The organism is Candidatus Amarolinea dominans, assembly GCA_016719785.1.
Taxonomy (GTDB): domain Bacteria; phylum Chloroflexota; class Anaerolineae; order SSC4; family Amarolineaceae; genus Amarolinea; species Amarolinea dominans.
The window spans coordinates 56,916-68,929 of record JADJYJ010000007.1; the positions used below are offsets into that span (position 1 = coordinate 56,916).

Consider the following 12,014-nt stretch of genomic DNA (forward strand, 5'->3'; position numbering starts at 1 on the left):
CAGTATGCAATTCACACGAACACCTGTGCTATTTTGACAACTCCCGCCGTTTCCCCTACAATACAGGTTGCTGCCACGGTGGCAGATGGGCCACTTTGGATTGAGCACATTACGACCGGAAAGGACACAGAACGATGTGGCAGAAGATCACGATCGTCGGTAACCTCGGTTCCGACCCGGACATGCGTTACACCCCCAGCGGCGTCCCCGTCACCAGTTTTAGCGTCGCCGTCAACCGCAAAGTCAAGCTGCAGGATGGCTCGTTGCAGGACAAAACCACCTGGTTTCGCGTCACGGCCTGGCGGCAACTGGCCGAAACATGCAGTCAGTACCTGAGCAAAGGGCGCATGGTGCTAATCGAAGGCGAAGTCGAGGCCTCGGCCTATATGGCGCAGGATGGCACACCGCGGGCGTCGCTGGAGTTGACCGCACGTGACGTGCGCTTCCTGGGCAACCGCACAGACGCGCCGGTCGCCGGCGCGGGGACAGGCGCTAGTGCCGCTAGTGCCGGCAGCGGTGGGGGCGCCTACAATGCGGCTCCGCAGCGTGCAGCGCCGCGTCCGGCTTCGACTGCACCTGGCGCGCCGGGCAGCTTTGGCCCGCCGCCGCCTGAAATCCACGACGAAGAAATCCCATTCTAACAGGCATTTGCCGCAAGAACCACGGCCCGGTCATCTGATCGGGCCGTGATTTACAAGGAGTTGACTATGTCAGCCAATCGCCCGCCGGAGGCGCCGCAGCCTGCGCGCCAGTTCAACGTGGAAGTTCCCAGCAACCTTGAGCTTGTCTATTCCAACTTTGCCATCATCAACCATGCACCGTCGGAGGTGATGATTGACTTCGGACAGTTGATGCCCAACACACCACAGCAGATACGAGTGCGCGCCCGCGTCATGCTCACCCCAATGAACGCCAAGCTGCTCCTGCGCGCCCTGTCTGAAAACCTGGTAAACTACGAGCGCCGTTTTGGCGAGATCAAAACGCCGCAGGACTTCGACCCCAGCCAGGGATTCCTGGGCGGCGTGCAGTGGAAGGTGGGTAATGAGTCAAGCGAACCTGGTGCAGGGTAAGTAAACAGGCCGCCAGGCCTTTCCAATGTGTCCAGTTATCGGTTCATTGATTGGGTGATACAATTACCGCAGGGATTGGATGAGATCTTTTGGCGAGAGGTCGCTGAGCTAGAGGAGGCAGAACAGATGCCGTACATCACCAGTGTCGAACGAATGGGGATGCAGAGAGGCCTGGAGCAAGGAATCCAGCAAGGAATCCAGCAGGGAATCCAGCAAGGCGTGCAACAAGGCGTGCAGCAAGGCGTGCAGCAGGGTCAGGCAGAAATGGTGTTGCGTGTGTTGAACCGACGCTTCGGTATGATTTCTGCTGACCTGACGGCGTCCATTTGCGGCTTGCCCAGCCCGCACCTGCCTATCTTACTGGATGTGGCGCTGAGTGCGGAGGCGTTGCCCGAAGTAGCAGCCGTGGTCACGACGCTCATTGCCAACACCGATAAGGTCAACCCATCGCCGATGTGAGCGGCGCGATCCGCTGGACGCGCCGCTCCAGGCGCGGTAATTGAAAAAGCACGCCCATTGGCGTATAATAACAATACAACCTCTGATGAAACGGCCGCTGAAGCCGGTTGCGTACAGAGGTTGCGAGTTTACCCGTGCGTATTCACACAGCCCCTTGAAGGAGAACATCATGGCTGAGAGTGTGTACAAGGTTATAGAACTCATTGGCACGAGCAGTGAGTCGTGGGAAAAAGCCGCGACTAACGCGGTCGAGACGGCTTCCAAGAGCCTGCGCGAACTGCGCATCGCCGAGGTCGTGCAGTTGGACATGCACTTGGACGAAGGCAGGATCGTTGCCTATCGCGCCAAGCTGAAGGTGTCGTTCAAGTACGAGTCCGGCGACTAGGCCGGAGTCAGGATCGCCTGTCCGAATTTCCCCCAACACCAAACGACGCACCTGTGAAGGTGCGTCGTTTTGCGTCCCGAAATCAACCGGTACGATGTAACTGTATGAGCATCAGTTTTTCCCTGTGCGTTTCTGCATGTTTGCATCAGGTCCAATACCAGGAAAATACCATTCCCAAAGCTGGTTACTGATCGTAACGGTAAACGGAAGGGTATGCGATAGAATGCCGCTGGTGGCAACAAGAAAACCTGGGTAGGAATCTGGCGCTATCGAAGGAGCGCTTGTCAGCGTCAGGGTAAAGACTTCGCCAGGTTGCACAATGGCCGGAGTCGGCGCCAACGTCAACTCGGCCGGTAATCCGCGGACCGTTACGCTGATTGGCTCTGCCCAACCTCCCTGTGCTTCGATGCTAACCCGGCGTTGCGTCGCTGTATCTGGCGGTAGCAACCAGGCGGTTGGCAGTTGGTTCAAGCCAAAATCAGGCGTGGGCGAGAAGCGCCAGATCTGACTAAATACCAACACCCAGAGATGACCGTGAGGATCCACTTCCAGCGATGGAATGAAGTGGCTATCGAGCGGCCAGGGGTAGACCAGCGAACGTCCCCTGGAGTCGAAATACTCGAGCGTTTCTGACTGGGAGGAGGAATAGAAGCGGATCCACAGTCCTCCGTCAGCGGTTACTGCCCAGAGTTGATTGCGTCGGGTGGTTGTGCGCAACCATTCAGGATGATCGCGGAAGATTTGTCTCAACGGCCCGATTTGAATTGTTCCATCGGCCATGACATACAGCATGTCATGATGCGACGGTTGGCAAACGCCGTGGTCATCGTGACGAAAAACAAAGAGGGGACCGGCCGTGGAGGGTACGAGACCGCACACGGAAATGTTATCGCTAACAATGCGCCAGTCAGAGCCTTCATAGCGATAAAGTCCGGTATTGTCTCCGTACCAGGGGTAGCCTTGCGCGTCCACCGCCACTATACCATTGCTATCAACGGTGAGTAATTCGTAGTGAGTCCAATCATCGTCCGCCGTACTCGTCGGTGTGCCGCCATCGTCGAGGCGATAGACGCCATCGCCATTGCTAACAAACCATACATGACGTTCATCCTGGACAAAGATATTGGTCAGGCGCTCGTAGTTGCCTGAAGGTCTGCCGCTCGGATACCACGCGCCGTTGTACAGGCGCAGCAACTCGTTGAAGGAGAACCAATAACGCCAGCGCGTACCACTGGCGACCCAAACATCACCCGTTGGTCCGCCAGCCATTGCGGTTAGCTCCATCACTTCCAGATCGGTATCTGCATACTGCCAGCGATCGTCCAACAACGATGATGTTCCGCGATCATCGAGGCCTTGCAGGTTGCCATAGGTGTTCGATCCACCTACTTCTGAGTGAATCCATACTTTGCCATCCCCGCCGACAGCGACGCCGTTGACCCAGAGGCGCGCTGGCAGGCCGCGAAGATCAACGACGGTGTCATTACCCATCTTGAACCACGCTGGCCCGGCAGCCCAGACGCCGTCTGCGGTTGGCAAGAGCGCCCTGACCGGGCCTGATCGTCCAACGATCGGTAAGGAACTGCCCAGAGGCGCTACTCCTGCCCATTCGTTCCCGTACGGGTTCGTGTCCCTGATGAATGCAATCCACACTCTATCATCCGATGCTACCGTGAGTAGCTGCACAGAGCCGTGGAACGGGAAGGAAACGGGATGTGACAACCAATGATCGCCTTCCCAGGAAGCGATCCTATGCTGATCGCTCTCAAGGATCCAAACACGACCGTTGCTTTCTACATCCATCGAACGAGGTATCGAATCCGCATCTGAGTAGGTCGGTCTCGTACCAACAGGCAGCCCTACCGTTTGCGTTGACGAAGGCAAACGATAAGCCCAGCGTGTGCCATCGAATACCCAATACCCAACCCAGATTTCTGAACCTGCCACAGTCCACAGCGGGTTGCGATTCCGTGTTGTGAGAATGTTTGCGTATTCCTCCGCCACGACCGCAAATCGGTTCGGATATGTAAACCAGGAGCCATCCGGGTTGCGACGGCTGACAACAGAGTCGGGTAAGCCGTGGCTCAACCATAGGGCGCCATCTGTCGTGATGGCGATGCCATCTACCCAGGCGCTGTAGAGACCGCTGTTTGCTGGCGTCTCGGTCTGCCATGCGCCATCTGAGGTCATGCGCGACAGACCGCCATCACCGCCTGCCCAGAGTTGCCCCGCAGGATCTTCGGCCAATGCCACGATCGTCGTCAGCGGAAGACCATCAAGGCCCGTGAAGCGTTGATAGACCCCAGTCGTTTTGTCAACTCGCAACAGGCCAACTTCACCGCCAATCCAGATGCTCCCATCATGTTCCGCTAACGCCAACATCCAGGGAGTCCAACGCACCCACGTGCGAGCAATGGGCGTCAGATTCAGGTTCGCAGGCGACGTCACGCCTGTAGGCTCGCCGTTGGGCGGAGAAGGTGCAGAATTCTGAGGCGGCGTGGCCTGAAAACCAATGGTCAAGAGGCTGACCACGAACAGTAGTTGCCAACGTTGCACCGACATGGTTCACCTCCTCATCGAAGCGCACTTCCGATCGCATCACATGGGGCGCTGCATGAATCACGACATTTGGCCGCGTACCAGTACAGCTATTCTACCACCTCATCCCTGAACCGGCAACAAAGGCCGAAAAACGGCTGTCGTCTGTTTGTAAGCCGCGCGGCTTGACAAACCCTGCCCTTTCGGCGATAATCACGCCACAATTGCATTGACACCAACAATGGCTGTGATGGAGAAAAGTACGCGGAACCGCGACTCTCAGAGAGGTTGAGCCATAGGCTGTAAGCTCAACCGGGTGCGCCTCCACGGAAGTTCGCTCCTGAGCCGGGTGAGGGAAACCGGTCACCTGACCGGCGCGTAGTTCGCCCCGGATGCCCACCGTTACACGGGCCGCCGGTAAACCCCGTTCGCCGGCTTGAGCGGAGCGATCAGCCTGGCTGATCCTCAACCAGGGTGGTACCACGGAATGTGCCTGACCGCACGTCGTCCCTGACACGTGCGGTTTTTTGTTGCCAAAAAGCGGCCAAAAGAGGAAAGGATTGAAGATGCTCGATCAACTCAAAACCATCGAAGAGGGCGCGCTGGCCACGCTGGCGGTCGCACACGATGCGGCTGGCCTGGAGGGCTGGCGTGTGGCGGTGCTGGGGCGCAAGGGCAGCCTGACCCATGCACTGCGCGGGTTGGGTCAACTGCCGCGCGACGAGCGTCCCGCGGCCGGCGCGGAGGCCAACCGCGTCAAGGATCGCCTGGAAGCCGCGTTCAGCGCGCATCAGGAGGCGCTGCAACAGGCTGAGATCGCGGCCACGCTGGCAGCCGAAGCGGTGGATGTCACCCTACCCGGCCGGCCGCCCAGCCTGGGGCGCATCCATCCCAGCAACGCGGTGCTGCGCCGCATCTACGCCATCTTCGGTCAGATGGGCTTCCAGGTTTACGACGCGCCCGATGTGGAACTCGATGAGATCAATTTCCAATTGCTGAACATCCCGCCCGATCATCCGGCGCGCGACATGCAGGACACCTTCTACACGAAGGACCCAGCCGTGCTTCTGCGCACGCACACCTCGCCTGGGCAGATTCGCGCCATGCGCCAGTTCGCACCCGCGCCGCTGCGCGTCATCCTGCCGGGCAAGTGCTTCCGCTACGAACAGGTCACTGCCCGCAGCGAATTCATGTTCCACCAGGTGGAAGGGCTGGCGGTGGGCAAAGGGATCACGATGGCCGATCTCAAAGGCACGCTGCAGGAATTTGCCAATCAACTCTACGGCGAAGGCCGGCAGTTACGCTTCCGCTGCTCCTACTTCCCCTTTGTGGAGCCAGGCGTGGAGGTGGACATGGACTGCATCCTGTGCGGCGGTCGCGGCTGTCGTCTGTGCAAATACAGCGGCTGGCTGGAGATCAGCGGCGCCGGCATGGTCCACCCTGTCGTCCTGCGCAACGGCGGCTACGACCCCGCCATCTACACCGGCTTCGCCTTCGGCATGGGGCCAGAGCGCATCACCATGCTCAAACACAGCATTGACGACATTCGTTACTTCTTCTCGAACGATGTACGATTCTTGGAGCAGTTCTGATGAAAATACCACTGAACTGGTTACGTGATTATGTAGATATCCAACTGTCCGCCGAGGAGCTGGGGCAGCGCCTGACCCTGGCGGGGATCGAGGTGGCAGGCATCGAGCGCATCGGCGCGGAGTGGGAGCGCGACAAAATTTTCGTCGGCGAAATCGTACGCATCGAGCCGCACCCGGACGCGGACCGCCTGGTGCTGGCAACCGTGGTTTACGGCGGCGACGCGGCGATGACCGTCGTCACCGGCGCGCCCAATCTGTTCCCGTACAAGGGCCAGGCCAATCCGGGTCTGAAGTCGCCCTTTGCCATCAGCGGCGCGCGGCTGATTGATGGGCACAGCGCGGAAAAGAAGGTCATGCGCCTCAAGCCCGGCAAAATTCGCGGCGTCCGCTCGGAGGGGATGGTCTGCTCCGAAAAGGAGTTGGGCCTGAGCGACAACCATGACGGGGTGATCATCCTGCCGGCCGATGCGCCGGTGGGCATGCCGCTGGTGGATTACCTGGGCGACACGATCCTGGAGATCGAACTGACGCCCAACCTGGGCCGCTGCCTCTCCATGCTGGGCGTTGCGCGTGAAGTGGCCGCGCTGGAGGCGTTGACCCTCAAACGCGATCAGCCGCTGCTGCAGGAGATTGCAGGCAAGGTGGCGCCCTCCGAGGTGCCCGATCCGGCGCCGGTGACGGAGCCATTTTGCCAGATTGTCATCGAAGCGCCTGACCTGTGCCCGCGCTATACGGCAATCTTGATCCGCAATGTCAAGATCGGGCCGTCCCCGGCCTGGCTGCAGGACCGTCTGCGCCGCGCCGGCCAGCGCCCCATCAACAATGTGGTGGACATTACCAATTACGTGATGCTGGAATGGGGCCAGCCGCTGCACGCGTTCGATTACGACGCGCTGCTGGCGCGGGCACAGCGCAGCGGTCAGACGCTGCCCACGATCCACGTGCGCCGCGCCCAACCTGGCGAGCGCATGACCACCCTCGACAACGTAGATCGGGCGCTGACCGCCGACATGCTGCTGATCGCGGACAGCGCGGGGCCGATTGCCGTAGCCGGCGTCATGGGCGGGCAGGAGACGGAAGTCAACGCAGGGACCGTCAACGTGCTGCTGGAATCGGCCTGCTTCAACAACATCAACAACCGGCGCACCGCGCAGGCGCTGAAGCTGTTCAGCGAGGCTTCAACTCGCTTTGGACGCGGCATCCCGGCCACCCTGGCGCCGCTGGCCAATCGCCGCGCCGCTCAGTGGATGGCCGACCTGGCCGGCGCCGAGGTGACGGCCGGTGTGCAGGATGCCTATCCCCGGCGCCAGCGCGACATCCACATCGAACTGACCCAGGCAGAGGTGGAACGGCTGTTGGGCATGCCCGTGGCGTCAGCCGATCTGCTGCGCACGTTGGAGGCGATGGAGTGCCGGGTTGAACTGACGCCTGGCGACCCCGGCGCGCTGCGCGTCACGGTGCCCTGGCACCGGCTCGACCTGGAAATTCCGGCCGACCTGGTGGAAGAAGTGGCGCGTGGCATTGGTTATGATAAAATTCCGGCCACCCTGTTGGCCTCGGCGCTGCCGGAGCAGTGGCACAACTGGCCGATCGAAGGCGAAGAGGCGATCCGCACGTTGCTGGCCGGCTGCGGCTTGCAGGATACGATCAACTATCCGCTGATCAGCGAGGGTGACAACGCTCGCCTGTTAGCGGCGGCCGGCAGCGGTGACGGCTGGACAGAAGCGCAGGCCACGGCCGGCTACCTGCTGCCCAGCCTGCTGCGACCGGCCGACAGCGTGCAGTTGGCAAATCCGCTGAGTGTGGAACGCAGCGTGCTGCGCTCCAGCCTGCTGCCGGTCGCGCTGCAGGTGATGGCCGCCAATCTGCGCTATCGCGAGCGCTGGGCCGCGTTCGAGATCGGCCGCGTCTACTGGCCGCTGGCCGGCGCGGCGCTGCCCTACGAAGCGCGCCATGTCAGCCTGGTGATGGCCGGGCCACGCGCGCCGGCCTGGTGGCAGGGGGCAAGCGCTGAGGAACTCGATTTCTACGACCTCAAGGGGGTGGTGGAAACCTTGCTGACACGCATGGGTGTGCCGCGGGCGGCAGTACGCTTCACAGCGGCAGATCATCCAACATTCAGCAGGCGTGCGGCGCGTATCCTGGTCAACGATCAGGACATCGGCATCGTGGGTGAACTACACCCGGCCGTGCGGCGAGCCTTCGAGCTGCCGGCGCAGGGGCGCGTCGTCGCTGCCGAACTGGCGCTGGCGCCGCTGTTCGTCGCCCATCAGGCCGATGCACAGATGCAGTCCATCTCCGCGTATCCTGCGATCAAGGAGGACCTGGCGGTGATCGTGGATGAAGCGATACGGGCCGACCAGGTGGCGGAAGCCATTATGGCCGCGGGCGGTGAGCTGTTGCAGGGCCTGCGCCTGTTCGACGTGTACCGCGGCGATCAGATCGGCGCGGGGCAGAAGAGCCTGGCCTACCGCGTGACCTATCAGGCGGCCGACCGCTCGCTGACCGATGCCGATGCGGCCAGGGTGCGGGCCAAGATCGTGCGGCACCTGCAAGAGACCATCGGTGGCAGGCTGCGCACGGCAAACTGAGGAGTAGTTGACCAGGCCTGCTGACTGGTCAGAGTAACGAGAAGAAATCAATTTACTGGAGGACAAGACACGTGGCAAACAAACCTGGCATGCCCCCGCCCCCACAGAAACTGGAAGGACAGCGGGAGAAAACGTCCAAGCAGATCGCGCGCGAGGCGACGCGCAAACGGCGACAGCAGGAACAGCGCCGCAACCTGCTCCTGATCATCGTGGGCGTTGCGATCGTCGGTGTGCTGGCGGTGGTGCTCATCAGCAATGCCTCACGCAACAGCGGCGGCATCGCCCGTTCGGGCAAGGGCGCCACCCTGGGGCCGGCCGATGCACCGGTGGTGCTGAAAGATTTCTCCGATTTCTACTGCAGCCACTGCCGTGACTTCGCGCTGGATCGTGCGCCGGAACTGGTGAAGGATTACGTGGACAAAGGGCTGCTGCGCATCGAGTTCAAGCACTTCCCGCTGCGCGAGTCGTCCTACGGCGCGCACATCGCGGCCGAATGTGCGGCAGGCCAGGACAAGTTCTGGGAGTATCACGATGTCCTGTTCAAGAACCAACAGGGCAGTGAGCTGAGCGCCGCCAAGCTGAAGCAGTACGCGGTGGACTTGGGATTGGACACGGCCGCGTTCGATACCTGTTTCGATGGGAAACAGGGCAAGGCGCAGGTGGACGCAGATGCGCGCGAAGGCGTGGCCAAGCAGATCAATTCAACGCCCACGATGTTCATCAACGATGAACGGGTGCTGGGTGCGGTATCCGTCGAGCAGTTCAAAGAAGTGATCAACCGCAAGCTGCAAGAAAAGGGCATCACGCCCCCCGGCTGAATTCCTTGATTACAGCAGCGGCAAGTTCAGATAATCATCCGGGATGAAGAGGCTGCCCTGGGTGGTGCCTTGCGGGGCCAGGTGCGCCAGTTGCCGGTTGAGATCGAAGGCTGAGGCGGCGCCGGCCAGGGTGGCGTTGAACGCGGCGGCGATGCGCGTCACCTGGTCGGCGGTTTCATGCACGAACTCCAGGCGCCAGTGGAGGATGCCGGCCTGGCGCCAGGCTTCCAGGTGCTGGCTGGCTTCCTGCGCCTCCGCGCCGAACACGGTGTTGCGGCAGCCGACGTCGGCCATGACGGCATGGCTGCGGCCGGCCACGTCGCGCAGGGCCACGCGGTGGGTTTCGCATGGATGGCCGCAGTCCTTGTAACTGGCGCCGCTGGATAGAAAACGGCAGAAGACGCAGTGCTCGGTGTGGAAAACCGGCAGATGATGGTAGGCTACCACTTCGATCTTGTCCGCGCCGATGCCGCGCGCCAGGTCGGCCACCTGCGCGGCATTGAGATCGTGCGTGGGGGTGATGCGCTGCAGGCCGCGGCGCAAAAAGGTGTCGGCCGTCAAGACGTTGGCCGCGTTCAGGCTGAAGTCGCCGATCAGCGATGGATGCGCGCCCTCCTGCAAGGCCATGAGCAGGCCGGTTGAGCGCACCAGGATGGCGCACTCCAGGCGCAGGAGGAAGTTGACGATGCGCTGCTCGTTGGGCTTGAGCACGCGCGGGCTGGCGACACGCGCGGTGATGCCCGCGGCCTGTACCTGCTCCACGGCCGGCCGCAAACCGTACAGGTCGAGGTAGTCCAGCGTGATACTGGCCGGCCGCAGGGTCAGCGCGGCGTCGAGTTGCTCCGGCGTGCGCACGAGCAAATGCAGTTGCGGCGCCAGGTTGAGTGCGGGCGCCGGCGCGATCTGCGCCAGGGCTGCGGCCAGCATGACCTGCGGATCGTGAATCTCCGGCACGCGCGGCTGGCTAAGGCGCTCGCTCAACTGCTCCACCGCCTGCCGGCGCAGTTGGTTGAGCAGGGAACTGGGCGCGAACGGGTTGCCCTGCACATCGAGGCGCAGCTCGGCCAGGGTGAACGGCGTTTGCCCCAGGCGGCCCAACTGCGCCTGCAAGTACTCCTCTGTCAGCGCCCGCTCCTGCGCCGCGACCAGCGGTTCGTCGCTCTGCACGCTGACCGCCAGGCCCGGCCGCGCTGGCAGCGTCCAGGTCAGGCGCAGCGGTTCACCCTCGTGCGCCCACACCTGCACGGCCAGCGGCTGTTTGCGCCGCGGAGATGCCGGTTCGATGAACGGCTGCACGACCTTGTCCAGCCCCGGATCGTGCGTGCGCCAGAGCCAATCGCCGGGGCGAATGCGGCTAAAATCGAGCGCGCCGTTGCCAAACTGCACTTCCAATTGACCGCCGCGGCCCGGGCTGACCTGGTAGACGCGGCCGCCTTCCTCGGTCAGTTGCGGGCTGCGCCAGTCTGCGGCATCGAAAACCACGCCATCGCCCGGCTTCAGCGGCGCCACGGCCGCGTCGGCAGAGGGCGTCAGCAGGATGCGATCGGCCAGCACACCCGTCACGCGGCCCATCAACACCCCGCGGTGACGCGGCGCGCGGCCGCTGACGACAGTTTGGTGATTGACGCCGGTGATGAAATGGGCGCCCAGCCCGCGTGAGTAGACCTGCTCCAACTGCAATTCCTCGCGCCGCGTCACGCTGAGCGGCAGGCCAGCCCAGGCCTCGTCCACGGCCTTGCGATAGGCGGCGGTGGTCAACGCCACGTAGTTGGCGTCCTTGTAGCGACCTTCGATCTTGAGCGCAGCAATGCCAATCTGCACGATCTCCGGCATCTGCTGCAAGGCGTAGAGATCGCCCGGCGAGAGCAGATAGCGCGCATCGCCCAGCGGCGTGAGGCGGTCATCCACCAGCAGCTCGTAGGGCAGGCGGCAGGCCTGTGCGCATTGACCGCGGTTGGCGCTGCGGCCGCCCCAGGCTTCGGACGAAAAACACTGGCCGGAGTAGGAAACGCAGAGCGCGCCATGCACGAACATCTCCAGTTCGCAGTCGGTTTGGCTGCGGATGACGCGCACCTCGTCCAGCGAAAGTTCCCGCGCCATGACCACCCGGCTGACCCCAAACTGCTGCGCCAGGCGGATGCCTTCGGCGCTGGTCAGGCTCATCTGCGTGCTGCCGTGGATTTCGAGCGCCGGCGCGATCTGATGCGCAAGGTGAGCCATGCCCACATCCTGCACGATGATGGCATCCGCGCCGGCCTCGATGATGCCGGTCAGGGTCTGCACCGCTTCGGCCAGCTCATGATCGAAGATCAGGGTGTTGAAGGTGACATAACCCTTGACCCCGCGGCGGTGCAGGGTAGACATGACCTCAGGCAGCTCGGCCAGGGCAAAGCCTACTTTGGCCCGCGCGCTGAAGTGCTTGAGACCGAAGTAGACCGCATCGGCGCCCGCTTCGATGGCGGCCTGCATCTGCGGCCAGTAGCCGGCCGGGCTCATGATTTCTGGTTTGACAAGGCGGATTGGTTGATTCATGACAGGGTAATTGTAGAAGAAAAGAGAGC

The 12,014-nt window shown here is 62.2% G+C and carries 9 protein-coding genes; 7 read left to right on the top strand and 2 right to left on the bottom strand.

What is annotated here, in order from left to right; translation table 11 throughout:
- Positions 1-134 precede the first annotated feature (134 nt).
- The 4 genes from ssb to IPM84_10125 all read left to right on the top strand — a co-directional run bounded on the left by ssb (position 135) and on the right by IPM84_10125 (position 1,914).
- The gene (gene ssb, locus IPM84_10110) at positions 135-641 is read left to right on the top strand and encodes a single-stranded DNA-binding protein (protein MBK9093120.1); all 507 of its coding nucleotides are present in this window, start codon (positions 135-137) and stop codon (positions 639-641) included.
- Positions 642-707: 66 nt separating this feature from the next.
- Positions 708-1,070 carry a DUF3467 domain-containing protein gene (locus IPM84_10115; GenBank protein ID MBK9093121.1) on the top strand — a complete coding sequence of 121 codons (363 nt, stop codon included), beginning with the start codon at positions 708-710 and terminating at the stop codon, positions 1,068-1,070.
- Between the two features lie 126 nt (positions 1,071-1,196).
- Entirely contained in the window at positions 1,197-1,529 is a 333-nt protein-coding gene (locus IPM84_10120; GenBank protein ID MBK9093122.1) for a DUF4351 domain-containing protein, read from the top strand.
- A gap of 169 nt (positions 1,530-1,698) precedes the next feature.
- Positions 1,699-1,914 (top strand): dodecin domain-containing protein, encoded by a 216-nt coding sequence (locus tag IPM84_10125; GenBank protein ID MBK9093123.1) that lies wholly within the window; start codon positions 1,699-1,701, stop codon positions 1,912-1,914.
- 111 nt (positions 1,915-2,025) lie between these two features.
- Here IPM84_10125 and IPM84_10130 read toward each other — a convergent pair whose 3' ends face one another.
- The gene (locus IPM84_10130) at positions 2,026-4,476 is read right to left on the bottom strand and encodes a hypothetical protein (GenBank protein ID MBK9093124.1); all 2,451 of its coding nucleotides are present in this window, start codon (positions 4,474-4,476) and stop codon (positions 2,026-2,028) included.
- Between the two features lie 536 nt (positions 4,477-5,012).
- Here IPM84_10130 and pheS point away from each other — a divergent pair.
- The 3 genes from pheS to IPM84_10145 all read left to right on the top strand — a co-directional run bounded on the left by pheS (position 5,013) and on the right by IPM84_10145 (position 9,453).
- A complete protein-coding gene (gene pheS / locus IPM84_10135) occupies positions 5,013-6,044 on the top strand; it encodes a phenylalanine--tRNA ligase subunit alpha (GenBank protein MBK9093125.1) in 1,032 nt (343 codons plus the stop codon).
- On the top strand, positions 6,044-8,635 hold the full coding sequence (locus IPM84_10140) for a phenylalanine--tRNA ligase subunit beta (protein ID MBK9093126.1): 2,592 nt from the start codon (positions 6,044-6,046) through the stop codon (positions 8,633-8,635). The genes pheS and IPM84_10140 overlap by 1 nt, the downstream gene beginning before the upstream one ends.
- Positions 8,636-8,706: 71 nt before the next feature.
- Entirely contained in the window at positions 8,707-9,453 is a 747-nt protein-coding gene (locus tag IPM84_10145; GenBank protein ID MBK9093127.1) for a DsbA family protein, read from the top strand.
- A gap of 9 nt (positions 9,454-9,462) precedes the next feature.
- Here the strand turns inward: IPM84_10145 and IPM84_10150 are convergent, their stop codons facing one another.
- Complete coding sequence (locus IPM84_10150) at positions 9,463-11,985, bottom strand: U32 family peptidase (GenBank protein MBK9093128.1); 2,523 nt, start codon at positions 11,983-11,985, stop codon at positions 9,463-9,465.
- Between the last annotated feature and the right edge of the window lie 29 nt (positions 11,986-12,014).